The sequence below is a fragment of the Microbacterium sp. CFBP9023 genome (assembly GCF_034045055.1).
In the GTDB taxonomy this organism is placed as follows: Bacteria; Actinomycetota; Actinomycetes; order Actinomycetales; family Microbacteriaceae; genus Microbacterium.
Genome location: NZ_JAXCWI010000001.1, coordinates 926,410 through 951,612 on the forward strand (window position 1 = coordinate 926,410; position 25,203 = coordinate 951,612).

At 67.6% G+C, this 25,203-nt stretch carries 27 protein-coding genes and 1 tRNA gene; 7 read left to right on the forward strand and 21 right to left on the reverse strand.

Going from position 1 to position 25,203, the window contains the following annotated elements:
• Positions 1-87 precede the first annotated feature (87 nt).
• The 3 genes from SOM10_RS04555 to SOM10_RS04565 all read right to left on the reverse strand — a co-directional run bounded on the left by SOM10_RS04555 (position 88) and on the right by SOM10_RS04565 (position 2,926).
• Complete coding sequence (locus SOM10_RS04555; RefSeq protein WP_320488648.1) at positions 88-774, reverse strand: retron system putative HNH endonuclease; 687 nt, start codon at positions 772-774, stop codon at positions 88-90.
• 3 nt (positions 775-777) lie between these two features.
• Positions 778-2,145, reverse strand: coding sequence for an AAA family ATPase (locus SOM10_RS04560; protein ID WP_320488649.1), 1,368 nt, complete (start codon positions 2,143-2,145; stop codon positions 778-780).
• A gap of 67 nt (positions 2,146-2,212) precedes the next feature.
• Positions 2,213-2,926 carry a ComEC/Rec2 family competence protein gene (locus SOM10_RS04565; protein ID WP_320488650.1) on the reverse strand — a complete coding sequence of 238 codons (714 nt, stop codon included), beginning with the start codon at positions 2,924-2,926 and terminating at the stop codon, positions 2,213-2,215.
• 464 nt (positions 2,927-3,390) lie between these two features.
• On the opposite strand from SOM10_RS04565, the gene SOM10_RS04570 reads away from it, so the two are divergent.
• Positions 3,391-4,665 (forward strand): FAD-dependent oxidoreductase, encoded by a 1,275-nt coding sequence (locus tag SOM10_RS04570; protein WP_320488651.1) that lies wholly within the window; start codon positions 3,391-3,393, stop codon positions 4,663-4,665.
• A 48-nt stretch (positions 4,666-4,713) separates the two neighbouring features.
• On the opposite strand, the gene SOM10_RS04575 is transcribed toward SOM10_RS04570, so the two are convergent.
• From SOM10_RS04575 to SOM10_RS04585, 3 genes are all read right to left on the reverse strand, one after another.
• Positions 4,714-5,319: a ComEA family DNA-binding protein gene (locus SOM10_RS04575; protein ID WP_320488653.1), complete on the reverse strand. Its 606-nt coding sequence runs from the start codon at positions 5,317-5,319 to the stop codon at positions 4,714-4,716.
• Between the two features lie 107 nt (positions 5,320-5,426).
• Positions 5,427-8,003, reverse strand: a complete 2,577-nt coding sequence (gene leuS / locus SOM10_RS04580; RefSeq protein ID WP_320489759.1) for a leucine--tRNA ligase — start codon at positions 8,001-8,003, stop codon at positions 5,427-5,429.
• 33 nt (positions 8,004-8,036) lie between these two features.
• On the reverse strand, positions 8,037-9,362 hold the full coding sequence (locus SOM10_RS04585; RefSeq protein WP_320488654.1) for an anthranilate synthase component I family protein: 1,326 nt from the start codon (positions 9,360-9,362) through the stop codon (positions 8,037-8,039).
• 41 nt (positions 9,363-9,403) lie between these two features.
• Here SOM10_RS04585 and SOM10_RS04590 point away from each other — a divergent pair, with 41 nt between their 5' ends.
• Genes SOM10_RS04590 through SOM10_RS04600 form a run of 3 tightly spaced genes read left to right on the forward strand, consistent with a single transcriptional unit; the run spans position 9,404 to position 11,985 of the window.
• Positions 9,404-10,075 (forward strand): DedA family protein, encoded by a 672-nt coding sequence (locus SOM10_RS04590; RefSeq protein ID WP_320488655.1) that lies wholly within the window; start codon positions 9,404-9,406, stop codon positions 10,073-10,075.
• Positions 10,076-10,079: 4 nt separating this feature from the next.
• The gene (locus SOM10_RS04595; protein WP_056278907.1) at positions 10,080-11,105 is read left to right on the forward strand and encodes an App1 family protein; all 1,026 of its coding nucleotides are present in this window, start codon (positions 10,080-10,082) and stop codon (positions 11,103-11,105) included.
• A 7-nt stretch (positions 11,106-11,112) separates the two neighbouring features.
• Positions 11,113-11,985, forward strand: coding sequence for a 3-methyladenine DNA glycosylase (locus SOM10_RS04600; protein ID WP_320488656.1), 873 nt, complete (start codon positions 11,113-11,115; stop codon positions 11,983-11,985).
• Positions 11,986-12,007: 22 nt separating this feature from the next.
• Here the strand turns inward: SOM10_RS04600 and SOM10_RS04605 are convergent, their stop codons facing one another.
• The 4 genes from SOM10_RS04605 to SOM10_RS04620 are packed head-to-tail and all read right to left on the reverse strand — an operon-like array spanning position 12,008 to position 15,460.
• Positions 12,008-13,195 (reverse strand): glycoside hydrolase family 3 N-terminal domain-containing protein, encoded by a 1,188-nt coding sequence (locus tag SOM10_RS04605; RefSeq protein WP_320488658.1) that lies wholly within the window; start codon positions 13,193-13,195, stop codon positions 12,008-12,010.
• 4 nt (positions 13,196-13,199) lie between these two features.
• On the reverse strand, positions 13,200-13,856 hold the full coding sequence (locus SOM10_RS04610; protein WP_320488660.1) for an SDR family oxidoreductase: 657 nt from the start codon (positions 13,854-13,856) through the stop codon (positions 13,200-13,202).
• Positions 13,857-13,913: 57 nt separating this feature from the next.
• Positions 13,914-14,978: an NAD(P)-binding domain-containing protein gene (locus tag SOM10_RS04615; RefSeq protein ID WP_320488662.1), complete on the reverse strand. Its 1,065-nt coding sequence runs from the start codon at positions 14,976-14,978 to the stop codon at positions 13,914-13,916.
• A gap of 41 nt (positions 14,979-15,019) precedes the next feature.
• Positions 15,020-15,460: a GNAT family N-acetyltransferase gene (locus SOM10_RS04620; RefSeq protein ID WP_320488664.1), complete on the reverse strand. Its 441-nt coding sequence runs from the start codon at positions 15,458-15,460 to the stop codon at positions 15,020-15,022.
• 107 nt (positions 15,461-15,567) lie between these two features.
• On the opposite strand from SOM10_RS04620, the gene SOM10_RS04625 reads away from it, so the two are divergent.
• The 3 genes from SOM10_RS04625 (at position 15,568) to SOM10_RS04635 (ending at position 17,300) form a co-directional block, all read left to right on the forward strand.
• Positions 15,568-15,640: transfer RNA gene (locus SOM10_RS04625), tRNA-Ala, on the forward strand.
• Positions 15,641-15,901: 261 nt separating this feature from the next.
• Complete coding sequence (locus SOM10_RS04630) at positions 15,902-16,984, forward strand: AI-2E family transporter (protein ID WP_230100734.1); 1,083 nt, start codon at positions 15,902-15,904, stop codon at positions 16,982-16,984.
• A 133-nt stretch (positions 16,985-17,117) separates the two neighbouring features.
• Positions 17,118-17,300: a hypothetical protein gene (locus SOM10_RS04635; protein ID WP_053099155.1), complete on the forward strand. Its 183-nt coding sequence runs from the start codon at positions 17,118-17,120 to the stop codon at positions 17,298-17,300.
• 61 nt (positions 17,301-17,361) lie between these two features.
• Here SOM10_RS04635 and SOM10_RS04640 read toward each other — a convergent pair whose 3' ends face one another.
• The 11 genes from SOM10_RS04640 to rplU all read right to left on the reverse strand — a co-directional run bounded on the left by SOM10_RS04640 (position 17,362) and on the right by rplU (position 25,150).
• Positions 17,362-17,646, reverse strand: coding sequence for a hypothetical protein (locus SOM10_RS04640; protein WP_053096570.1), 285 nt, complete (start codon positions 17,644-17,646; stop codon positions 17,362-17,364).
• A gap of 97 nt (positions 17,647-17,743) precedes the next feature.
• Entirely contained in the window at positions 17,744-18,433 is a 690-nt protein-coding gene (locus SOM10_RS04645) for an SDR family oxidoreductase (RefSeq protein WP_320488668.1), read from the reverse strand.
• A gap of 1 nt (position 18,434) precedes the next feature.
• A complete protein-coding gene (rsfS, locus tag SOM10_RS04650; RefSeq protein WP_042537705.1) occupies positions 18,435-18,818 on the reverse strand; it encodes a ribosome silencing factor in 384 nt (127 codons plus the stop codon).
• Positions 18,818-20,014 (reverse strand): hypothetical protein, encoded by a 1,197-nt coding sequence (locus SOM10_RS04655; protein WP_320488674.1) that lies wholly within the window; start codon positions 20,012-20,014, stop codon positions 18,818-18,820. The genes rsfS and SOM10_RS04655 overlap by 1 nt, the downstream gene beginning before the upstream one ends.
• Positions 20,011-20,613 (reverse strand): nicotinate-nucleotide adenylyltransferase, encoded by a 603-nt coding sequence (gene nadD, locus SOM10_RS04660; protein ID WP_053096575.1) that lies wholly within the window; start codon positions 20,611-20,613, stop codon positions 20,011-20,013. The genes SOM10_RS04655 and nadD overlap by 4 nt, the downstream gene beginning before the upstream one ends.
• Before the next feature lie 6 nt (positions 20,614-20,619).
• A complete protein-coding gene (locus tag SOM10_RS04665; protein ID WP_053096577.1) occupies positions 20,620-20,844 on the reverse strand; it encodes a hypothetical protein in 225 nt (74 codons plus the stop codon).
• Positions 20,845-20,910: 66 nt separating this feature from the next.
• Positions 20,911-22,164 (reverse strand): glutamate-5-semialdehyde dehydrogenase, encoded by a 1,254-nt coding sequence (locus tag SOM10_RS04670; RefSeq protein WP_320488676.1) that lies wholly within the window; start codon positions 22,162-22,164, stop codon positions 20,911-20,913.
• 9 nt (positions 22,165-22,173) lie between these two features.
• The gene (gene proB / locus SOM10_RS04675) at positions 22,174-22,959 is read right to left on the reverse strand and encodes a glutamate 5-kinase (RefSeq protein ID WP_053096581.1); all 786 of its coding nucleotides are present in this window, start codon (positions 22,957-22,959) and stop codon (positions 22,174-22,176) included.
• Positions 22,956-24,458, reverse strand: coding sequence for a GTPase ObgE (obgE, locus tag SOM10_RS04680; protein ID WP_053096582.1), 1,503 nt, complete (start codon positions 24,456-24,458; stop codon positions 22,956-22,958). The genes proB and obgE overlap by 4 nt, the downstream gene beginning before the upstream one ends.
• 107 nt (positions 24,459-24,565) lie before the next feature.
• On the reverse strand, positions 24,566-24,823 hold the full coding sequence (rpmA, locus tag SOM10_RS04685) for a 50S ribosomal protein L27 (protein ID WP_028501603.1): 258 nt from the start codon (positions 24,821-24,823) through the stop codon (positions 24,566-24,568).
• Between the two features lie 18 nt (positions 24,824-24,841).
• On the reverse strand, positions 24,842-25,150 hold the full coding sequence (gene rplU / locus SOM10_RS04690) for a 50S ribosomal protein L21 (RefSeq protein ID WP_072591411.1): 309 nt from the start codon (positions 25,148-25,150) through the stop codon (positions 24,842-24,844).
• Positions 25,151-25,203 lie beyond the last annotated feature (53 nt).

Here is a 25,203-nt window from a genome sequence, read left to right on the forward strand (position 1 = left end):
CCCACGCCACCAGCATGAGTTTGCATGCTACGAGCACAAATCATCGATTGAACGCAGCCACGTCGTCACCGCGCGGATGACCCACCCTTAGTGCGGCCGAAGAAAGTGCTTGATTGTAGTTGCGTAGGCTTCGTATTGGGTGCGCAGGATCTCGCTGGCCAGGTCGTCGAAAAGCTCGTGGGGGTCAAGTTCAATCCCGAGATCGAGAAATTCAGAGATCTGCTCGAAGTATGGCTTCAGGGCACTCCGGCGCCGTGCCGCGAGGGCGTCATCGTTGAGATTGAAGACCCTGATCGTCTCCGTGGCAATGTGCATGTTGACCGAGTCGAGACCATCCTTGGGATAGACCCGTCCGTTCGATGAGAAGAACAGGAACGCCTCAGGATCACGCTCGTCCGGCTTGACTAGATCGGCCGGCGAGTACGAATCTGAGGAGCGTCGATCCTTGAAGTGTCCACAGTGGGAGACGGAACGACATGCGAGAAAGAGGTTACTCCATTCGAACGTTAATTCCGGAAAATGCGCGGGGTTCTTGCGTCGAAAGTGTTCAATATGGCCGTCGACGTAAATGGGACCTTCACAGTACGCGCAACGGACGCCATACTCGTTCGCGCCAGAAGCGGCGCTGACGCCCGGTATGCCCTGCATCTCCACTAGGCGGGCTCTGACTTCTCTCTTACACGCTTTGCCGAATTGTTTCCACGTGTGATCGGAATAGTCATAGTCGTCCAAACAATCGGGTGCGCGGACACCCCCACGATCTAGAAGATGCACGGATCAGCCTTCTTGCCGATCTCCCGCGGAGCCTTTCTTACCCTCAGCTCTTAGCTTCATCTGCTGGAACCGAGTCAAGCGGTCAGCATCGCGCAGGACACGATGAGTCGATCCATAGAAATCCTCAAGCTCACCTCGTAGACGACGGCCTTCGTCGCTTTCCTGCTCCCCACGTTCTATGGCAACCGTGTAGTCGCTGATGAGCTTCGATTGTGCGACAGCGGGCACCGGATCTACGCCCATCACGTCGTTCAGTGCGACGGAACTCTCCAGGCCTTTCACCTCCGCTCCGGGCGTTGCTGCGAACCAGCGCCCCTCTCCATCTCGAGACACGATGCGAATGCTCTTTCGTTCTACGGTCGAAAGCACCTGCGGACTGTGCGTCGTGAGGATGAACTGGATATTTGGGAACGCTTCACGCAGACGAGCCACTATTCGCTGCTGCCACGCCGGATGAAGATGTAGGTCTACCTCGTCTATCATGACGACTCCGCGGCCCTCACCTGAGGCTCTCTCCCCCAAGTGCGGGTTCAACCGCACGCAGCGCAATGCTAGATCAGCGACCAGCGAGACCACGGCCCGCACCCCGTCGCTCAGAATGCTCACCGGCAGCTCGCCGTGGTCGCGGTGAGTCAGAGAGAGCTCGTCAAGCGCGAAACTGTAACGAAAATCACTCCAGCCCTCATTCGACATAACCATGTCGACGGTGCGCGAGATCCCCGCGAGCTGGCTCTCAAACTCACCTGCGGCACCCGCCTCGGTTCGCGCCTGCATCGACGCTAGAGTCGCGCGCTGCATCCATAATTCGATCTGCGCGAAGCTTGACACAGTCGAACTGAGGCATTCGCTATACGCTGCCGTCCGGCTCTGCACCAGGATTCCACTACTGCGAAGCCCGTGATTCTTGTGGCTGAGCCAGAGACGCTTCGAGCTGTAGTACGCGATGACAGGCAGATCAACCCTCGATCCAGCGCGTACCTCCTCCTGAAGCTGCTTTCCCCACTGCGCTAGGGGCGCGGCTTCTTTGATCGTTGTCTTTGCGCTCTTCTTCCCGCTGTTGAGGCGTCTGCTCCACGAAATTGAGGAGCCGCTGTCATCGATTAGTTCCGCTGCGACGACTACGGGATAAACCGGCTCGTTCGTCGGCCAGGTTCCGACGACGCGCCTGTGAGCGTCGGTGCGAAGGAGGTGCTGACCGCGCGCATCGTCGAATGCGCCGACGAATGGCCCGAGCGCGGAAGCGATCGCCTCCAGCACCGTGGTCTTGCCCTGACCGTTCCGCGCGGCGATGACCGTAAGAGACCTGTCGAAATCGATAGTGAATGTTTCGAAGCGCCGGTAGGCGCGAAGATCGAGGTGAGAGATATACAAGACCGCTCCTCCGCGCTCTGCGACGGGCACGACCCGCCGGCCACCGTCAGGTGGTCATGGTTCAACTCTAGTGACCGCGAACACGGCAAGCGTTCGACACAACCCTAGAGAATGTGGAGTCTCGAATGGCAAGCCGATTAGCACACCCACCTCCTAAGTGAATGATGTCTCCGGAGACCGCCGTCAGGTGGCTGAGACCGCTGGTGCGCATGTCATCGTTCAGCTCGGTCGACACCGCGCGGGTGTCGCCGACTGCGAGTCCGGGAAGCAGACCCGCTCCGGGCTCGGGAAGTCGCTGCGCCCGGTCGATGAAAGCGCTGCGCAATCCGGCCGCGACCGCGAAGACCCCGGATGCCGGCTCCTCGACCGACGCCTCGCTCGCGAACACGACGAGCGCTGCCCTCTCCCCCGGATCCGTCGCCGCCGCCTCGCCCTTCACCCGGACTGTGGCGCCGAGATCGAACCCCTCGGCCGGATCGAAGCCGACCCGCACCGGAGCCGATGCCGCCCGCACCGACCCCGGCGACCCGATGCCCGTGAGCTGCACCTCCATCCACAGGCGCCCATCCCGACCGACCGACGCCGAGGTGCTGACCTCCCCCGTCGCCTCGACCACACGTCCGTCCCACGACGCGGCGCCCTCGCGCGCCGGTGTCGCGGCAAGAGCAGTGACGGAGACAGCGGCGATCGCGGCGAGCATCACGAGCACCACCCCGGCCATGGACGCCGCGGCGGACGACCGCCGCAGCATCCACAACAGCGACGCCGCCGCCCCCAGCACGCCACCGAGAAGTCACCACTGCGCAGCTGGAGGCACGAACACGCAGACCAGGGCGAACGCCCACACTCCGCCCGCGATCGGCAGCAGACGCAGATCCCGGCTCATACCGCGCGTCATCGCGCGGTCGAACCCGCGGGTCGCATCTCATCGGCAGCCGGTGCATCAGGACAACGTAGGGGCGTGCGACCACCTCGCAGCGCAACCGCGCCCCGGTCGGTGGACAACACATCGATGCCGACGCGGCGTGCAGGAGCGCCGAATGCGAAGCGATGATCTCTGAGTGAGGACCGCGGGCACTTCGATTCACCGACCGCGAGTCGTTCCGACAGCCGATACCGTCCACCACACCGAGCGACTCAGGCATACTCGGGGAATGGTCGACGTACGCGACATCGCAGAGCACCAGCCCATTCGCCTGACTCTGGTGCGAGACTTTCTGACGCGCCGAGGAGAGGTCATCGCGAATGCATGACGTGATCGTGATCGGCGCCGGCCTCGCAGGGCTCCGCTGCGCGGGACTGCTCTCCGCTCACGGACTCGACGTCGTCGTCCTCGAGGCCGCGGATGCGGTCGGCGGACGCCAGCGCACCGACATCATCGACGGCTTCCGGCTGGACCGCGGGTTCCAGGTCCTCAACCCGGCCTACCCGGCACTTCGGCGCAGCGTCGATCTCGACGCACTCGCGCTCGGGAGCTTCCCTGTGGGCGTGCGGGTGCGCACGACGGACGGGGTGGCTGAGCTGCGGCATCCGCTTCGGCATCCGCTGTCGATCGTCACGTCTCTGCGCAGAGGCCTGGTGAGCGGTCGGGATGCCGTCGCGCTGGCACGCTGGGCCGCGCCGGCACTGGTGAGTCCGCTCTCGCATCTGGCTCGGAACGATGCCACCATGCGCGAGGGATGGGATGCCGCGGGGCTTCGTGGCCCGCTTCGCACCGCTGTACTCGAGCCGTTTCTCGCCGGCGTTCTGGCGGAGAGAGGCGGCGAGACATCGAACGCCTTCGCGCGACTGCTCGTACGCTACTTCGCGCTCGGCCGACCCGGGCTTCCCGCACAGGGGATCGCCGCTGTCCCCGAGCAGCTCGCCGCGCACGCGCGCGCGGCGGGTACTGACATCCGTCTCGGCGCGCGCGCGGGAGGCATCTCAGCAGGAGGAGAGGAGATCACGGTGGGGCTGAGCGACGGCGACTCCGTGCGAGCGGCTCGGGCGGTGGTCGCAGTCGGCGCCGATGCCGTCAGCGACCTCACCGGTCTCGCCCGTCCGGTCACGAGAGGTCTGCAGACGTGGTGGTTCGCCGCCACTGAACCTCCCAGCGGATCCGCACTGCTCACCGTCGACGGCCGAGGTGGAGGCCCCGTCGTGAACACCGTCGTGATGACGCACACCGTGCCCTCGTATGCGCCGGCCGGACGTCACCTCATCGCCGCGACCTGCCTGCTGCCGCGTGTCGGCGCACCCGCCGACGAGTTCGACGTGCGCCGCCACCTCGAAGAGGTCTGGGGTACGGACATCAGCGCGTGGCAGCTGATCCGGCGCGACGACATCGTCGACGCGTTGCCTACCCAACCGGCACCGCTCGGCCCACCGCGATCGCCGCGCTACGCCGAGCGGCTGTATGCAGCCGGGGATCACAGAGACACCGCGTCGATCCAAGGCGCCCTCGCTTCCGGCGAGCGTGCCGCACGTGCCGTCCTGACCGACTCGGGGGCTTCGAGAAGCGGCACGTCGCTGCACAGCTGACGACGCTCGGACTCAGGCGAGAGAGAGACAGCGCCCGCAGACCGCGCATCACACCCGCACACCGTCGCGGATGCCGGCGAGCAGCTTCTCTCCGATGCCGGGGACCGACAGCAGGTCATCGACCGATGTGAACCGACCGTTCTCGTCACGCCAGGCGATGATCCGCTCGGCCAGGGCAGGGCCGATGCGCGGCAGAGTCTCGAGCGCCGCCTGATCTGCGGTGTTCAGATCCACCAGATCGTCCGCGGGCGCGCCTGCTCCCGGCGGCCCCTCCGCGGCTGCGGCACCCACGACCGGCACGCTGATCTGTTCGCCGTCCGAGAGCACGCGGGCGAGATTGACCGCGGTCAGGTCGGCATCGTCAGTGGTCCCGCCGGCCGCCGCCACCGCATCGACCAGCCGGGAGTCGAGATCGAGGACATAGAGTCCCGGATGCTCGACCGCGCCCAGCACGTGCACGTAGAGCTCTCCCGTCGATCCGCCGCTCTCGGCGGCCTCGGTAGCCAACGGCACCGATTCGGTCGGCACGGCCTGCCCCCGCATCAGCCCGAGCCCGACGGCCGCGGACAGCACGACGAGCGCCAGCACGATGGCGGCGCCGACCCCCAGCCGCAACCGGCGCGGCGCCGGTGAGGAAGCGGCGGATTCGGGCATTCCGCAACGCTATGCCCGCGAACGGACGCCTCTCATGCATCCGGCCGCCCGTCGGGGAGAACCCCCGTGGGCGGCCGGATGTGCAGAGCGGCTGGCTACGCGGTCGGTCAGCCCTTCACGACGATGCTGACGATCTTCGGGGCGCGCACGACGACCTTGACGATCTCGCGGTCGCCGATCGAGCGAATGACCCGCTCGTCGGCACGGGCGAGCGATTCGAGCTCGGCCTCGCCGATGCGCGCGGGCACCTCGAGCTGAGCGCGGACCTTGCCGCCCACCTGCACGACGGCGGTCACTGTGTCCTCGACGAGCAGCGCCGGGTCGGCGGAGCGCCAGGTGACGAGCCCGACGGACGGCTTGTGTCCGAGGATCTCCCACATCTCCTCCGCGGTGTGCGGGGCGATCAGATCGAGCATCACGGCGACGGTCTCGGCCGCCTCACGCACCGCCGGATCAGCGGCGCCTGCGGCACCGTCGATCGTCTTGCGGGTGACGTTGACCAGCTCCATCAGGCGCGCGACCAGGACGTTGAACTTCGTCTGCTCGACGAGCCCAGGAGCATCTGCCAGCAGCTTGTGCGTGGCTCGACGCAGCGCCGCATCTCCGCCCGCGAACACGACGTCGACAGGAGAGGACACCTCGTGGGCGATGCGCAACGCGCGGGCCAGGAACTTCTGCGCACCGGTCGTCGAGACGTCGGCCCAGTCCTTGTCGTCTTCGACCGGTCCGGCGAACGCGAGACCCACGCGCAGCGCATCGGCGCCGTAGGCGTCGAGCTCCTCTTCGAAGAGCACCAGGTTGCCCTTGCTCTTCGACATCTTGGCGCCGTCGAGCAGGACCATGCCCTGGTTGATGAGGTTCGAGAAGGGCTCGGTGAAGTCGATCAGCCCCATGTCGAACAGCACCTTGGTGATGAATCGCGCGTACAGCAGGTGCAGGATGGCGTGCTCGACGCCGCCGATGTAGGAGTCGACCGGCGACCAGCGGGCGGCCTGAGCCGGGTCGAACGCGACCGTGTCGCTGTTCGGCGACAGGAATCGCAGGAAGTACCACGAGCTGTCGACGAACGTGTCCATCGTGTCCGGATCGCGCAGCACGGGGTCACCGCTGGCGGCATCCACCGTGCGGACCCAGCTCTCAGCGGCGCCGAGCGGCGACGATCCCTTGGGCTTGAGGTCGAGCCCCTCGACGCTGGGCAGCTTCACCGGCAGCTGCTCCTCGGGAACGGGGATGATCCGGCCGTCCTCCGCGTGCAGCATCGGGATCGGCGTGCCCCAGAAGCGCTGACGCGAGATCAGCCAGTCCCGCAGACGGTAGTTCTTGGCGGCGCGCCCGGTGCCGGACGCCTCGAGCTGCTCGATCGCACGGGCGATCGCATTGCGCTTCGACAGACCGTTGAGCGGTCCGGAGTTGATCATCCGGCCCTCTCCCGTCAGAGCGATGCCGGTGGAGGCGGGGTTCTGCTCGTCGAGCGCCGCGCCGGTGTCGATCGGCACGCCCTCTTCATCGACCTCGATGACCGGCATCGCACCGGTGACCGGCGCCGTCGTGTCGACGACGACCTTCACGGGCAGGTCGAAGGCGCGGGCGAAGTCCAGGTCTCGCTGGTCGTGCGCCGGCACGGCCATGACCGCTCCGTGACCGTAATCGGCCAGCACGTAGTCCGCCGCCCAGACCGGCAGCTTCTCGCCGTTGACCGGGTTGATCGCGTACCGCTCGAGGAAGACCCCGGTCTTCGGGCGATCGGTGGCCTGTCGGTCGACGTCGGTGGTCTTCTGCACATCGGCCAGGTACTTCTGGAATCGCTCGCGCACGTCGGCCGGAGCATCCGCTGCGAGCTCCGAAGCCAGGTCGGAGTCAGGGGCCACGACGAAGAACGTCGCTCCGTGCAGGGTATCAGGACGCGTCGAGAACACGGTGACGGGCTCGTCGCGCCCCTCGATGCGGAAGTCGACGTCGGCGCCGATCGAGCGTCCGATCCAGTTGCGCTGCATCTGCAGCACCTTGTGCGGCCAGAAGCCCTCGAGCTGGTTCAGATCATCGAGCAGCCGGTCGGCGTAGTCCGTGATCTTGAAGTACCACTGAGTCAGCTTCTTCTTCACGACCTCGGCACCGCAGCGATCGCAACGGCCGTCGACGACCTGCTCGTTCGCGAGCACGGTCTGGTCGTTCGGGCACCAGTTGACCGCGCTCTTCTTGCGGTACGCCAGACCGCGCTCGTGCAGCTTCAGGAACAGCCACTGGTTCCAGCGGTAGTACTCGGGGTCGGAGGTGTGCAGCACTCGCGACCAGTCGAACGAGACGCCGTAGTTCTGGAACGCCTGCTTCTGCTGAGCGATGTTCTGGTAGGTCCACTCACGGGGATCCGCACCCTGACGGATCGCCGCGTTCTCCGCAGGCAGACCGAAGGAGTCCCAGCCGATCGGGTTCAGCACGTTGTGCCCGCGGTGGCGCCAGAACCGGGCCACGATGTCCGAATACAGGTAGTTCTCCGCGTGCCCCATGTGCAGGTCGCCGGAGGGGTAGGGGAACATCGCCAGCACGTAGCGGCGGGGCCGCTTGTCATCGTCGCCGCCGGTGAGGAACGTCTCGTTCTCCGCCCAGTACTTCTGCCACTTGGCCTGGATAGCGTGCGCCGAGGAGGTCTCCTCGGCGACGGGAGAGGTGGACAGGTTCTCAGACAACGAACGCACGACCAATCTGAAGGGAAAAGGGGATCAGTTCAGGATATCGGAAGCCCAGGCCGCGGGCATTTCCACTCCCAGCGCAGCGAGCGGCGCCCGAGCCTTCGTCGCGACCTCGGCGACCTCCGAGGCGGCGACCGATCGCCAGGTGATCCCCCCGCCTGCGCCGACCACAGCGCCCGCACCGTCGATCACGATGCTGCGGATGACCATCGCGAGGTCGAGCGACCCCTCATCGCCGATGTAACCGAAGCACCCGGCGTAGATACCGCGAGGCCCTCCCTCCAGCTCATGCAGGCGCGTCATCGCCGAGAGCTTCGGCGCGCCTGTCATGCTGCCCGCCGGGAAGGTCGCTGCGAGAAGTTCGCTCGCCGTCGTGCCCGCGGCCGCCGTGCCGCTGACGGTACTGACGAGCTGGTGCACCGCCGGATACGTCTCCACGGCCCACAGCGCCTCGACCCTGATCGACCCGGGTCGGCACACCCTCGACAGATCGTTGCGCATCAGATCGACGATCATGACGTTCTCAGCACGTTCTTTCGGGTCCGCGGCGAGCTCGGCGGCGAGCTCGGCATCGTGCGCGGCGTCCGCGCCGCGGGGCCGCGTCCCCTTGATCGGCCGCGTGCGGATGACGCCGCCGTCAGCGTGGAGGAACTGCTCGGGGCTCGCACTGAGCAAGGAGCGGCCGCCGATCCGGATGAAGCCGCCATGGTGCGCCGGAGTTGCGGCACGGAGGCGTCGGTACACCGCGACTCCGTCGTGCTCCCCCGGAACGGTGAACCGGGTGGTGAGGCAGAGCTGGTAGGCGATCCCCGCTCTGATGAGCTCGCGGCAGCGCTCGATGAGTCCTGCGTACTCCGTCGGAGTGTGTCGCGCCTCGCTGCGTACGGACGAGGCAGCACTGAACACCGTCTCCCCTCGCGGCACGGCGGAGGGGGTGACGCGAGCGACGACGGCGCTCCACTCGTCGAGATCGGCATGGGCTGCGGCAACCCATACGGTGCCGGTCGCATGATCGAACGCCGCCAGCCGGGAGACCCGCAACCAGGCGCCGCCGGGCTCGTCAGCGGCTTCCGATACGGATGCTCCCGCTGCTCGGGCGCCGGTCTCGTAGTCGTACCAGCCGACCCACCCGCCCCGCAGCGGAGGACCGGGATGCGCGGCGGCCGTGCGGGCATCCATCCGCACTTCACCGGGGAACGACGCCGGATCGCCCGTCCCGACGAAGCTCCATCCCTCCGTCGCCTCCGCCCCGGCGTCGAGCCAGAACAGGTCGGCGCACGACCGCTCGAGGGCGAGGAAGAGCGCGTCAGGCGTCACCCGATCGGGCAGGACGCGGGCGCTCAGAGGTTCGGGCACGTTCTCAGCCTAAGCGGCGCGCACTCCCGTATTCTCAAGGGGTGGACGACTTGGTGCCGTGGCTGATCGACTTCATGCGGTCCATCGACCCGATCACTCGCACCCTCGTCGCGGGGCTCGCCGTGATGCTGGAGACGAGCGTCTTGATCGGGCTGGTATTCCCCGGTGACACTGTCGTGCTCGTCGCGTCCATCGGCATCACCAGCGTCCCTCAGGCCGTGGCGATGGTCGTCTCGGTCGTCGTCGGCGCGCTGATCGGCGAGAGCATCGGCTTCTGGCTCGGGCGGTGGATCGGCCCGCACATCCGTGCCTCCTGGGTCGGCCGCCGCGTCGGCGAGGAGAACTGGGTACGGGCGGAGCGTTACCTCGCCCGCCGCGGCGGCATCGCCATCTTCCTCTCGCGGTTCCTGCCGGTGCTGCACTCCCTCGTGCCGCTGACCGTGGGCATGAGCCACTACTCCTATCGGCGCTTCCTCGCGTGGACGGCGCCGGCCTGCCTGCTCTGGGCGACGGCCTACGTGAGCATCACCTCGCTCGCCGCCGGCAGCTTCGATGAGCTCGCCGACCGGGTGCACTACGCGGGATACATCTTCGTCGGCATCATCGCCCTCTTCCTCGTCGCCGTGTTCGTGGGCAAGAAGGTGATCTCGCGCCTCGAGGCGCGCCATCTCGACATCTCCGACGCGAAGGACGCGACCGACGTGAAAGACTGAAGCAATGGCTTCGTCACCTCCGGCGCCCCGGATCCACTGGTTCGCGCGCCTCGAACACCGCCTCCACGTGTGGCGCGAGGGGCGAGCGCGCCGTCGCGGCCGCACCGCGACCATCCTCCCGTTCCCCGGTTACGGCGGGCCCGGCTGGGTGCGTGTCGTCGGTCGCGTTCTCATCGTCCCTCCCGCACGGAGCACGAAGGACGGCGAGCCGGCCAGCGTCCGCGGCTGGCGGAGCTTCGTGGGCATCCCCGTGAGCTTCGCGAAGGTCGCCGTGCAGATCGGCGACTCGGTGCACTATGTCGTCGCCGACCGGGGCGGTGTGATCGACTCGGTCGTGCACGCCGAGCTCGAGCCAGGATGGCAGACCTTCACGTTCTCCGTCGAGGGTCAGGACCCGGTCGAGACGACCGCATTCATCGTGGCCGAGTCGACCCATTTCGGGGTCGTCTCCGACGTCGACGACACCGTGATGGTCACCGCCCTCCCCCGACCTTTCATCGCCGCCTGGAACTCTTTCGTCGTCGACGAGCACGCGCGCATCCCCGTGCCGGGCATGGCCGTGCTGCTCGATCAGGTGCTCCGCGAATATCCCGGTGCTCCCATGGTCTACCTCTCGACCGGAGCCTGGAACGTCGCCCCGACTCTCCGCCGGTTCCTCGGGCGCCACCTGTTCCCCGCAGGCTCCATGCTCCTCACCGACTGGGGCCCCACGCATGACCGATGGTTCCGCAGCGGGCGCGAGCACAAGCTCACCAACCTGCGTCGCCTGGCCACGGAGTTCCCGCACGTGAAATGGCTGCTGATCGGCGACGACGGCCAGCACGACGAGGCGATCTACTCCGAGTTCATGGATGAGCACCCGGACTCCGTCGCCGGCGTCGCCATCCGTCGGCTGCTCCCGGCCGAGGCCGTGCTCGCCGGTGGTCGCGCGGGCCACGAGCCGCACTCCGACGACGTCGCCCCCTGGGTCAGTGCCGAGGACGGCGCGGGGCTCCGTGACCTGCTCGGCAAAGCCGGCATCCTCCGCTGAGGTGACCATGACGCTGGCGCGGACCGACTGGCTGGAACGCGAACGAGCGCACCAGACGAGAGCCGACGCCCTCACGGCTGAGCATCGGGAACGAGCCGCGCGGGGCGAGAAGCACCCGGTATGGGACTTCCTGTTCACCTATTACGGTTACAAGCCCGCGCAGCTGCGTCGGTGGCACCCCGGCGCCGGGGTCGAGCTCGAGGAGGCCGACGAGCGGCTGACCTGGCGGTGGTACTCCCCCGGCGCGACCGAAGCCGGTGCGGTGCCGGATGCCGCTGCCTTCGCGCGCGAGAAGGCAGACCTCGCCGGCCTCATCGAGCGGATGCTGCGTCGCACCGCCTCTCGACCCGGGCAGTTCGGATGCTTCGGACTGCATGAGTGGGCGATGGTCTATCGAGCGGATGAGCACAGACACGCGGTGCCCCTGCGTCTTGGGCAGGACGCAACGGATCTGGTCGTCGAGAGCCATGACCTCAGATGCACCCACTTCGATGCCTTCCGGTTCTTCACACCCGCGGCCGTGCCTCGCAACCGCACGGAACTGACCCGCGACGAGCAGCCCCTGTTCGAGCAGCCGGGATGCCTTCATGCCGGCATGGACCTGTACAAATGGGCGGTCAAGCTGGGCCCCCTCGTGCCCGGCGAACTTCTGCTCGACACCTTCGAGCTCGCAAGAGACATCCGCCTTCTCGACATGCAGGCCGCGCCGTACGACCTGGCACCGTGGGGTGTCGAGCCCGTACCGATCGAGACGACCGAGGGCAAGGCGGAGTACGTCCGCCGGCAGCGCGTGTTCGCAGAGCGCGGTGGGCATCTGCGCGGCGAGCTGCTGCATGCCTGGCTCGGCTCCACCGCCGCCGCCGCCACGCTCGCGGGTTGACCGGCGTGAGCGGGCTGAGCGATCAGTCCGCCGGCTCGCACTCCGGGCACGGTGCCCAGTCGGTGGTCGCCGACGTCGACTGCAGGCGCAGCGTCATCACACGGGTGGCCGCGTCGGCGAGCCGATCGGCGGGCAGCACCCCCGCATCGACCGCATCCGCGAGCCCGCGGACGATCTGGCCGGCCGTGTCGGGAGTCGAACCGGCGATCATCAGCACGAGGTCGCTCCCGGCGACGACCGCCGACACGGCGTTCGTCACAGGGTCGGCGTACTCGGGTATCCCCGAGGACTGCAGCATCCCGAGGTCATCGGTCACGATCACGCCGTCGAATCCCAGTTGTTCACGGGCGATCTCGTGCCAGCGCGCCGACAGAGACGCGGGAGCAGGATCGATCGAGGTGTAGGCCAGGTGGCCGAACATCAGCAGAGAGGCACCGGCCTCGATACCTGCAACGAAAGGCACCGCGTCCGTGGAACGCCACTCATCGATGGTCTCGGCTGTGGCAGGGACAGCACTGTGGGAGTCGCCCGGCGCCGCCCCATGACCGGGGAAGTGCTTCAGCGTGGAGGCGATGATCTGCTCTTGCGCCGTGGTGGCGGCAGCGACTCGCTCGGCGGCCGTCTGGGGGTCGGTGCCGAGTGCCCTGCCGTAGATGAATGACGACGGATCGGACGTCACGTCTGCGACCGTGCCGAAGTTCACGGTGATCCCCGCTCTCGCCACCAGCGCCGCGCGGGCGGAGAAGGCCGACGACGTGTCGGAGACCGGCTGCGATTTCAAGACGGTCGAGGCGGGGAAACCATCGCCGACGAGGCGCGACACGATCCCGCCCTCCTGATCGACCGCCACGAGCGGAGGCAGCGCGGGGTCGACCGTGAGAGCAGACGTGAGGGTCTGGAGCTCGTCGTCGGTCGCCGGGATGTTCGCTCCCATCAGGATGAAACCGCCCAGGCCCTGCTGCATGTAGGCGCGGAGCGCTCCGGCATCCGTCGTCGGGATGTGCCCCATCACGACGCTCGCCGCCTGCTCGACCGTCGTCATCTCGGCGACGAGAGCCTCGGCGTGCTCGCCGATTGCTGGTGAGGAAATCTGCGCATGGGCGAGACCGCCCTGCACCGAGCCGACAGCCGCGGCAGAGTCCGGTGCGGCCGCCGTCGCGAGGGCGACGAACGCCGCGGCACTGACCGCTCCGAAGCGACGTCGCAGCATGAGGTCAGGTGGTGAGAGCGTCGGCGATGGGCACGCCGGAGTCGGCCGTGCCGTTTCCGAATCGAATGGTGCGACCGAACGTCGAGGGGTTGCCGAGAGATTCCGCGATCACAGCCGCCACATCGGCGCGCGCGACCTCGCCCTTGCCGTCCGGGTCGAGCAGGATACGGCCCGTCGGCTCATCGAACGTGAGCGTGCCGGGGCCGAGGATCGTGCCGTCGAGGTCCGTCGATCGCAGGTGCTCGTCCGCCGCCCACTTCGCATCCGCGTAGGCGAAGAACCCGTCGTCCTCAGCCACTCCGTGATCGGCCTTCGAACCGAGCCACGAGACCATGACATAGCGCATGACGCCCGCCGCCTCTGCGGCATCCATGGTGCGGATCGCCGCGTCACGATCGACGGCGTACGTGCGATCCGCGGAACCCCCACCGGCCCCGGCCGACCAGACGACGGCATCGTGACCGCGGATGATCTCCGCGAGTTCAGACGTGTCGAGGGTCTCGACGTCGGCGACGAGCGCATGCGCCCCTGTCGCCTCGACCTCCGAGACGTGGTCGGGATTGCGGATGACCGAGGTGACCTCGTCACCCCGCTCGACGAGAAGAGGAGCGAGAAGCAGTGCGATGCGGCCGTGGCCGCCGAAGACGATGATTCGCGACATGTCTTCACCCTACGCGCCCTCGCTGACGTCGGCTCGGGACGAACGGGCCGAGATCGCTCAGGGGCTCCGGACCGATGCGACGGTCAGCGCCCGCTGGACGCCCTTCGCCGCTGAGCGTCCCGCCCTGTTCGCACCGATCGTGCTCGCCGACGGACCGTAGCCGACGAGCTGGATCCGCGGGTCCTGCACCGCGGTCGTCCCCCGCCCGCCGCGGTCGAGCTGGATGCCCCCGGCCGCACTGCGGAGGTGCAGCGGCGCGAGGTGCGCGATCGCCGGGCGGAACCCCGTCGCCCAGAGGATGACGTCGACCCGCTCGAAGGTGCCGTCGGCCCAGCGGACGCCGTCCGGCTCGATGCGCGAGAACATCGGGCGGCGAGCAGCGTAGGCGCCGAGCCTCTCCGCCTCCCGTTCCTGCGGCCGCAGCATGAGCCCTGTGACGCTCACCACGCTCTCGGGAGGCAGCCCCTGGGCGACCCGTCGCTCGACGAGCGCGACAGCGGCTGCTCCTGCTTCGGGCGTGAAGTCGTCGCTGCGCCACACCGGCTCACGCCGCGTCACCCAGAGCGTGTCGGTGATCGGCGCCAGAGCTCCGAGGAACTGGACAGCCGACGCGCCCCCGCCGACGACGAGGACGCGCTTGCCCACGAAGTGCTCTGGTCCCGGATAGTCGACCGTGTGCAGCTGCTCGCCGAGGAACGTCTCCATCCCCGGGTAGTGCGGCAGGAACGGATGCGTCCACGTCCCGGTCGCGTTGACGAGCGTCCGACTGCGCCATTCCTGTTCCCCCGCGCGCACGACCAGGAGGCCGTTCTCGTCGACCACCCGGTCGACTCCCACGGGCCGGATCACCGGCAGGCGATGAGCGCGCTCATACGCCGCGAAGTATGCCGGGACGGCCATATTGGCGCGCTGCCCGTCTCGCGGCGGTGGAGAATCCCCCGGCAGTTCCGCCACGCCGTGCACGTCGCGCATCGTCAGAGCATCCCACCGGTGCCGCCATGCGCCTCCGGGCTCGGAGTCCGAGTCGAGCACGACATGACCGATGCCCAGACGGGTCAGATGAAAGGAGGCCGACAGACCGGCCTGACCGGCGCCGATCACGACGCTGTCCAGGATGCTCACGATGATGACAACACCCGCGATCACGCGGTTGTTCCGGGGCGTCAGAGGGCGATCTGGTAGTGCGTGTACCCGGTGTGCGTCGCCACGCTGTCGTAGAGCGCGCGGGCTGTCATGTTGGTCTCCTGCGTCAGCCAGTAGACCTTCTCGCACCCGTTCTCGACAGCCCAGGCACGCACGTGAGCGATCAGCAGCCGCCCCACCCCGGAGCCTCGGGACTCGCCGTCGACATAGAGGTCCTCCAGGTAGCAGTAGGGCGACGTGCTCCACGTCGCCGGGTGCGTGAGCCAGTGCACGATGCCGATCGCGCGCCCGTCGCCGTCGCGCGCGACCGCTCCGTGCAGATCCCGCCCCTCGACGATCCGCCGAAACGACTCTGTCGTGATCTCGTCAGGGAGCTCCGTGCCGTAGAAGGTCAGATACCCGCGCCACAGACCGGCCCATTCGTCGAAGTCGGCCTCTACGGTGGCGGTGATCGTCGTCATGCGGTCAGCCTAATGCGACGCGCCCGGGGGCCCCGCGCCGATTGGTGTTGCGCGCGATCCGTGTAGTACTCTGTTCAAGTTGCTTCGAGCAGTGAGGAAGCAGTTCTGGGCCTGTGGCGCAGCTGGTAGCGCACCTGCATGGCATGCAGGGGGTCGGGGGTTCGAGTCCCCCCAGGTCCACCCGATAGAAGGCCCCGCGAGAGATCGCGGGGCCTTCTTCTCGTTCATCCGGCACACCGGCGCGCGCGGGCGCCCTCGTCATCGGCGAAGGGTCGCCCACGGCAGAATGCCAGGGACTTGCCATCGTCCGCTGCGACGGATAGAAAGGCCAGGCCGTCTTCGTCACCGAGACGGTCTTCGACGAGGTGGAGGACGCACGTGCTGGGACTGTTCCGACGACCGGAGACCATGTCATCGTCTCTGTCAGACGCATCGACCCCGATGACGGAGACGCGACTGTGGTCGCGGGGATTCGGCCTCGCCGCCACACGGAGTCTGCAGACCCTCTCGGTGCTCGCCCTGGTCGCCATCGGCGTGCTGGTGATCACGCAGCTCTCTCTCGTGTTCATCCCCGTGACGATCGCGCTGATCCTCGCCTCGGCCATCCACCCGCTCGTCGCGTTCATGCGGCGTCGCGGAGTGCCGTCGATCCTCGCCACCTGGATCGCGCTGATCGGCATCCTCGCGATCCTCGGCGGCATCGTCTGGGTGATCGTGCTGACGGTCCGTTCCCAGTGGGACGATCTGATCGAGTCGGCCACCGACGGCGTGACGCAGGTGACGGCCTGGCTCGACACCCTGCCTTTCGACATCGCATCGATCGATCTCGACGAGGTGTGGGCAGGAGTCGGCGACTTCCTGACCAGCGCCTCGTTCGGTCGCGGAGCTCTCGCGGGGGTCTCGGCCACTGCGAGCTTCTTCACGGGTCTCGCGCTGATGATCGTCGTGCTGTTCTTCTTCCTCAAGGACGGACCGCGCATCTGGGAGTTCCTGCTCCGTCCCTTCACCGGGAACAGCTATGAGCGTGCGCGCCGCATCGGCGACAAGACCGTCGACGTCTTCGGAGGCTACATCCGCGGCACGTCGATCGTCGCCGCCGCCGATGCTCTCGGCATCGGCATCGGCTTGGCGATCCTGCAGATCCCTCTTGCACTCCCCCTCGCCGTGATCGTCTTCCTGACGGCGTTCATCCCCCTGGTCGGCGCAACCGCCGCCGGGATCCTCGCGGCTCTCGTGGCGCTCGTCACGCACGGCCCGGTGGCAGCCCTCATCGTCGTCGGCATCGTCGTGCTCGTGAATCAGCTCGAGGGCAACTTCCTTCAGCCGGTCGTGATGGCCCGCTCCCTCAAGCTCCACGCTCTCGTGATCCTCCTCGCCCTGACCACGGGCACCATCCTCGGCGGCATCGTCGGCGCGGTGCTCTCGGTGCCGATCGCCGCTGTCGCCTGGGGCATCATCACGGTGTGGGACGGCCCGCACACCCCCGCGAAGCCGTTCCGCAAGAAGCGCCCCGAAACGGTGTGACGCCGCCGACCCATCGAGTGCCGCAGAATCGTCGCACCGCCGGATACTCCTCCGGACCTCGGTCGTCAACCCACTCCCTGTCGGTGCACGCCCGACCTATCGTGGCGCGCACATCTCACGAGAGGAGTCGATGATGACCAACAACCCGATACCGCCGCTGGTCCCCCGCCCGGACGACGAAGGAGAGATCGACGGCGTGCCTCACCGCGACGTCGACGGCGAGCCCGTTCTCGACACGGATGCGGATGCCGACCAGGTCGACGGCGCCGCGGCCGACCGCCTGGCGTCGGAGAAGCCGCTGGGCGAGGACTCCTGAATCCTCGCCCAGCACGCCCCTGCGCGGCAGGCCCCTCCCCGGGTCCTGCCGCGCAGCCTGTTCAGGTCGCGAGAAGAGGGGGCAGGTGCGGAATCGCGATGGGCCTCGTCGCCCGGCTCGAATCCTGCACTCGCGTCACCTCTTCGAGAACTTCGTACGCGGTCGTGTATCGCACTGCCAGAGGCAGGTCGCGAAGCCACACGACCTCGACCTCGGTGTCCGCGTACTCGTAGACGCATGCCACCACGTGCCGCGGATCGTTCGTCTCGTATCGTCGGTCGTTGATCACCCACTCCGACGGTGTGACGCGATGCAGCACGTATCTAGGATCTGGATCTCCGGACATGTGATTCCCTCCAAGACTCTCTCCCCACTCAAGATCATCCCCGCTCCGACCGAAAGGTCACAGGGGCTTGACAGCTGAGACGAGAGACTTCAGGGGGTCACGCCCGAGGGCGGATGGTCAGATCGGTGAGAGCGGCGTCGTCCGGCAGGTCGAGCGCGGTGAGGATCGTCGTCGCGACGGAATCCGCCGTGATGAACCGCTCCGGATCGTAATCCCGCCCTTCCTGCTGGTGCACTCGCTCCTGCATGGGGGTCGCGGTGCGTCCGGGGTAGATCGATGTGACCCGCACACCGTGCTCGCTCTCCTCGGCCCGCAATGCGTCGGCGAGAGCCTTGAGTCCGTGCTTCGATGCGGCATATGCCGACCATCCGGCGTGCGCGTGCAATCCCGCACCGGAGTTGACGAACACGATCCGAGCGCGAGAGACGCGCAGCACCGGCAGGAGCAGACGGGTGAGCTCGGCAGGCCCCACGAGGTTGACCGCGAGCTGGCGCTCCCAGAGATTCGCCGGAAGGTCGGCCACGGTTCCGAGGTCGACGACGCCCGCCGCGTGCACCAGCGAGTCGATGCGCTCGGGAAGCGCCTGCTTCGACAGTGCCCACGACAGCCTGCCGGGTTGCGCGAGGTCGCCGACCACGGCCGAGGCTCCAGGCAGTGCCGCGGTGATCTCCTTGGCGCGCCCGGCATCGCGGGCGAGCACCACGACCTGATCGCCCCGATCGAGGAGGCGGCGCGCGACGACCGCGCCGATGCCGGATCCGGCACCGGTGATCAGGTGGACGGTCACGTCAGTCGCGGTCTGCTGCGGCGGAGTCTGCGAGCTCGAACGGCACGACGGGGCAGTCCTTCCACAGACGCTCGAGGCCGTAGTAGACGCGCTCTTCCTGGTGGAAGACGTGGACGATCAGATCGCCGAAGTCGAGGAGAACCCATCGGGCCTCCGCGCGACCTTCGCGGCGGACCCGCTTGTGACCGGCTTCGATGAGCTTGTCCTCGATCTCATCGGCGATGGCGGCGACGTTGCGCTCGCTGTTTCCGGTGACGAGCAGGAAGATGTCGACGAGCGGCAGAGGCTCCGAGACGTTGAGCGCGACGAGATCCTCACCGCCCTTCGAGACGGCGGCGTCGGCCGCGAGCTGGAGCATCTCTTCGGCGGTTTCAGGTGACTGCATCAGAACACATTCGTGGTGAAGGCGACGATCAGGGACACGCCCAGCGCGAGCGCGAGACCACCCGCCACGATCGCGAGGATGAGCATGAGTTTGTTGCCCTTTTCGGGGGCGGGCGGGCGGATGACCTCGCCGGCGGGCTTGATGGTGCTGACGGCCGCGCTGGCGGCGATCGGCGTGGGCGAGGATGCCGGGGGCAGTTCGCCGTCGATGAGCACGGCGTCCACGTCCTTGCCGTCCGTGGTGCCGTGCGCGTGGCCCTGTGAGCCGAGTCCCTTGGGAAGTTCGTAGGAACCGGTCACGAGGATCTCCCCCGTGGAGGCGACGGGGCCTGAGAGCGACCCCTCTCCCGGGGAGGGGTTGAAGATGAGGGTGTTCGGAGCGAGATGCTGGGAACCGGTCGAGTCGCCGACGGTCAGCAGCTCGTCGAACGACGGCGAGAAGGGCTTCCGTGTCTCCGCGTCGTCGCTGAGCAGATCCTGACCGAAGGCGGAGTTGACCACGGGGCGCTCCCCGTCCGCGATGTCGTCGTCAGCGTCGTCCACATCCGCCAGAACGTCGCCTGCGTCGACCTCGTCGGTCGCTTCTGCATCGATTCCGAGCTCCGCGACGGCGGCACTCGTGTCGCTCGCGCCGGAGGTGACCGGCTCGCGGTCGTCGTCCGTCGTGTCGAGGTTCGTCGAGGCGCTGACCGGTGCGGGCAGATCCGCCGCAGCCGAGTCCTCGTCTTCCTGGTCATCGTCGTCAACGACATCGGAGTCGTGGACATCGGAGTCGTGGACATCGGAGTCGTGGACGTCGGAGTCGGGGGCCTCGGCCGCCTCGGCCGCGGGGACCTCGACGAGCGGAACCTCGTCGGTCGAGTCCGCATCATCCGCACTGTCCGGCGCGTCGGACTCGTCGGCGTCGCCGACGGGAACGGATCCGGTCATGGAGCGTTCGCGCTCGCGAACCTGGCGACGCGTCAGCGGCGTGTTCCCCGGCTCGGTCTCGCCGCGGACGGCCGGTGCCGACGGTGCAGCGGGTTCGGTCTCGGCGGCGTCCTGCTCCTCGGGCGGCGTTGCGGCGGGCGGAGTCGCGACCGCAGCGGCAGCAGCAGCCTCCTCCGCCGAGATGACCGGTGTGGAGCCGGTCAACCGGATCTCACGCAACTGCTTTCGCGTCAGCGGACCCTGTTCCTGCCGATCCGATGTACTCATGCCTTGCTCCGATACAGATGATGCTTCGCGATGTATTGAACGACTCCGTCGGGGACGAGGTACCAGACCGGCTCGTCGTCACGGACCCGCGCCCGGCAGGCCGTCGACGAGATGGACAGCGCCGGCACCTCCAGTTGGCTGACGTTGTCGCTCGGGAGGCCGTCAGTGCTCAGGACGTGTCCTGGACGTGAGACCGCGACGAAGTGGGCCAACTCCCACAGTTCATCATGGTCCCTCCAACTGAGAATTTGCGCCACGGCATCGGCACCCGTGATGAAGAACAGCTCGGCGTCGGGCCGCTTCTCCTTCAGGTCGCGGAGGGTGTCGATCGTGTACGTCGGCCCTTCACGGTCGATATCGACTCTGCTCACCGTGAACTGCGGGTTGGACGCCGTCGCGATCACGGTCATCAGGTAGCGGTGCTCACTGGGGGTGACATCCGACTTCTGCCACGGGTGTCCGGTGGGCACGAAGACGACCTCGTCGAGATCGAAGGAGTGCGCGACCTCGCTCGCGGCGACCAGGTGCCCGTGGTGGATGGGGTCGAACGTGCCGCCCATCACACCGATGCGCGCCGGACGCGAGGTCGTGTCGTTCATATGGGCCTAGTGGCCGTGCCCTGCCTCGTGGCCGTCCTTGCCGTGCCTCGCGGCCCAGGCGTCAGCCTTGGCGGAGTGACGGTTGGCGACGTTCTTGTATGACAGCGTGACCAGGCCGAGGAAGGCGAAGACGATGATCGCGATGACGCCGAAGATCAGCGTCTCGAGCTGGACATTGCCGTGGTGCTCGGTTTCGGCAGCGACCATCGCGATCTGTGCGACGAGGTTCATCCTGACTCCGTTTCGTGGCTGGCGGGCGTGGCTCACGAAGAGCCACAGCGCCCCCTAGTCTAGCCCTCAGCCGCGCGTCTGCCCTGCCCCACGCGCCAGCCATTTCGTGCTGGTCAGCTCGGAAAGCCCCATCGGGCCCCTCGCGTGCAGCTTCTGCGTCGAGATCCCGACCTCGGCACCGAACCCGAACTCCCCGCCGTCGGTGAACCGCGTGGAGGTGTTCACCATCACGACCGCCGAGTCGACCTCGGCCAGGAACCGTTCCGCGTTGCGCGAATCCGTCGTGATGATCGACTCCGTGTGGCCCGTGCTGTAGCGACGGATGTGGTCGAGAGCGTCATCGAGCGTGTCGACGACCTTGATCGCGATGTCGAGGCTCAGATACTCCGTCGCCCAGTCCTCCTCGGTCGCCGGGATCACGTTCGAGACGAGGCCGACCACCATGTCGTCGCCGTGAATGGCCACGCCCTCGCTCTGCAGCGCACTCGCGACCAGCGGGACGAGCCGTGGCGCGGCCTGACGGAGCACGAGGACCGTCTCGACCGCATTGCAGACGCTGGGGCGCTGCACCTTCGCGTTCACGACGATGTCCTGCGCCCAGTCGTCAGGGGCGCTCTCGTCGAGGACGATGTGCACGTTGCCGGCGCCGGTCTCGATCACGGGCACGGTCGCCTCGGTCACGACGGTCTCAATCAGCCCCGCACTGCCGCGAGGCACCAGCACGTCGATGTAACCCCGTCCGTGCATGAGGGCGTTGGCGCCGTCGCGACCGAAGTCGTCGACGGTCTGCACCGCTTCCGCGGTGACGCCTGCCTCCTCGAGTGCCTGGCGCATGATCTCGACGAGCACCGCGTTGGAGTCTCGTGCGGCGCTGCCACCGCGCAGGATCACGGCGTTCCCCGAGCGCAGCGCGAGCGCCGCGATGTCGACCGTGACATTGGGGCGCGCCTCGTAGATCGCCCCGACTACCCCGAACGGCACCCGCACCTGCTCGAGAGCGACGCCGTTCGGCATCCGGTGCCCTCCGACGACCCGACCGACAGGGTCGGGAAGAGCCGCCACCTGACGGACCGCAGCGGCGAGGGAGGCGACGCGCTTCTCATCGAGGCGCAGTCGGTCGATGAGCGACTCGCCGATGCCGTCACATCGACCGCGCTCGATGTCTCGGCCGTTGGCCTCGATGATCGCGGCTGCATTCCCCTCGAGAGCCACCGCGATGGCTTCGAGCGCGCGGGACTTGTCGTCGCTGGTCAGTCTGGCCGTGGCGCGGGACGCCTCTTTGGCACGCTCGAGCCGCACCTGCGGGGTCTGGTCGGTCATCCGCCCAGTCTAGGAGAGCGCGGGCTCGAACCAGGTCCCTATGTCGGCGCCCGCGAGGGCCTTGTCGACGAGGTCGGCGCTGGTCACGAGCACACCGATTCCGGACGCGGCCGCCAGTCGGGCGGCGGACACCTTCGTCGCCGCTCCCCCGGTGCCGACACTGTTGACGACCGTCGAGCCGAACTCGAGGCCTGAGAGATCGGCGTCCGGAGCGACGACGTCGATGGGCTCAGCGGTCGGGTCGGACGGCGGCTTGGTGTACAGCGACTCGATGTCGCTGAGAAGCACGAGCGCATCCGCCTCGATCAGCTGGGCCACGAGCGCGCCGAGGCGGTCGTTGTCGCCGAATCGGATCTCCTGCGTCGCGACCGTGTCGTTCTCGTTCACGATCGGCAGGATGCGAAGACCGAGAAGTCGCTCCATCGCCCGTCGCGCGTTGCTGCGCGAGGTCGGATTCTCGAGATCACCGGTCGTGAGCAGCACCTGTCCCGCGACGATGTCGAAAGGACGCAGCGACTCCTGGTAGCGGTACACGAGGATGTTCTGTCCGACGGCGGCTGCGGCCTGCTGAGTGGCCAGGTCCGTGGGGCGAGCATCGAGACGCAGGAACGGGATGCCCGTGGCGATCGCTCCGGAGGAGACGAGGATCACCTCGGCCCCGCGCGCGTGCGCTGCCGCCAGTGCCTCCACCAGAACGGGGATGCGCCAGGAGGACTCCCCGCTGATCGAGGAGGACCCGACCTTGACGACGATCCGTGAGGCTGTGGCGAGATCCGCCCTCGTGCGGGCGGTCACTCCCCGTCCTCGCGGTAGGCCGCGAGCCGCTGAGCCTCGACCTCGGCGCGAGCCTCGGCCTTGGCATCCATGCGCTCGTAGTAGTTCTCACGACGCTCGGAGGTGGTGCGACGCCCGTTGGGGGCGAGACGCGGGTCGGTGCCACGGGGTGCGGTCATCAGCTCGGCCGCAGACGTCATGGTGGGCTCCCAGTCGAAGACGATGCTGTCGCCCTCGCCGATGACGACCGTCGACCCCTGCACGGCACCGAGGCGGAAGAGCTCGTCCTCGACGCCCAGCTTCTCGAGACGGTCGGCGAGGTAGCCCACCGCCTCTTCGTTCTGGAAATCGGTCTGCTGGACCCAGCGCACCGGCTTCTCGCCGAGGATGCGGTAGACGTTGCCGTAGCTGCCGCCCTCGACGCGGATCTCGAAGCCCTTCTTCGGGCCACGCGGGCGAAGGATGACGCGCTCACGCGGGACCTCGGTCGCGGCGAGCTCGGCACGGTGCTGGTCGACGATCTCGCCGAGCGCGTAGGTCAGCGGGCGCAGACCCTCGTGCGAGATCGTGGAGATGTCGAAGACACGGAATCCGCGAGCCTCGAGGTCGGGGCGCACGAGGTCTGCGAGGTCGCGGGCCTCCGGCACGTCGATCTTGTTCAGGGCGATGAGCTGCGGGCGCTCGAGCAGAGGGGTCTGCCCCTCGGGAACCTCGTATGCGGCGAGCTCCCCCAGGATGACATCGAGGTCGGAGATCGGGTCGCGACCGGGCTCGAGCGTTGCGCAGTCGAGCACATGCAGCAGTGCGGTGCAGCGCTCGACGTGACGGAGGAACTCCAGTCCGAGACCGCGTCCCTCGCTCGCTCCTTCGATGAGTCCGGGGACGTCAGCGACCGTGTATCGCGAGTCCCCTGCCTGCACGACACCGAGATTGGGGTGCAGCGTGGTGAAGGGGTAGTCGGCGATCTTGGGGCGTGCGGCCGAGATCGCGCCGATCAGGCTGGACTTGCCCGCCGAGGGGTAGCCGACCAGAGCGACGTCTGCCACGGTCTTGAGCTCGAGGATGACATCGCCCTCGTACCCGGGGGTCCCGAGCAGCGCGAACCCGGGAGCCTTGCGCTTCGGGGTGGCGAGTGCGGCGTTGCCGAGTCCGCCATGCCCGCCCTTGGCGACGACGTAGCGCTCACCGGGCTCGATCATGTCGATGAGCACCTCGCCGGCCGGGTTCTTTACCACGGTGCCGACGGGAACGGGAAGCTCGAGATCCTCGCCCATGAACCCCGCACGGTGGTCGCCCATTCCGGGGCCGCCGTTTCCGGAGCTGCGATGCGGAGAGTGGTGGTACGAGAGGAGCGTTCCCGTCTGCGTGTCGGCGACGAGCACGACGTCGCCGCCATCACCGCCGTTGCCGCCGTCGGGGCCGCCGAGCGGCTTGAACTTCTCGCGGTGCACCGAGACACAGCCGTTGCCGCCCTTGCCCGCGCGCAGATGCAGCGTCACGGTGTCGACGAAGCTGACCATGTCTCTCTCCTCAATTGATGCGGCCTGAGATGTGGACTCGGCCGGAAACGCAGATTCGGGACGGGCCGAAGCCCGCCCCGAATCGGATGACTAGTGTCGTGCTGTGATCACTCAGCAGCGGCGACGATGTTGACGACCTTGCGGCCGCCCTTCGCGCCGAACTGGACCGCACCGGCGGCCAGAGCGAACAGAGTGTCGTCGCCACCACGGCCGACGTTCACGCCGGGGTGGAAGTGCGTGCCGCGCTGGCGGACGATGATCTCGCCGGCGAGAACCTGCTGTCCACCGAAGCGCTTGACGCCAAGTCGCTGAGCGTTGGAGTCACGACCGTTACGGGTGGAGCTTGCGCCCTTTTTATGTGCCATGTCCTGGTCTCCTCGGTCTTACTTGATGCCGGTGATCTTGACGCGCGTGAGCTCCTGGCGGTGGCCCTGACGCTTCTTGTAGCCGGTCTTGTTCTTGTACTTCTGGATGATGATCTTCGGGCCGCGGAGGTTGCCGATGACCTCTGCCGTGACCTTGACCTTCGCCAGCGAATCAGCGTCGGTGGTCACCGAGGCGCCGTCGACGAGCAGCACTGCGGCCAGCTCGATCTTCTCGCCCTGTGCAGCCTTGACACGGTCGAGCTGAACGATCGTGCCGACCTCGACCTTCTCCTGCCGCCCACCGGCGCGCACTACTGCGTAAACCACTTCATACCTGTTTCGTTGGGGAGCTCGCGGCTCCGAGATCTCACGGGAAGACT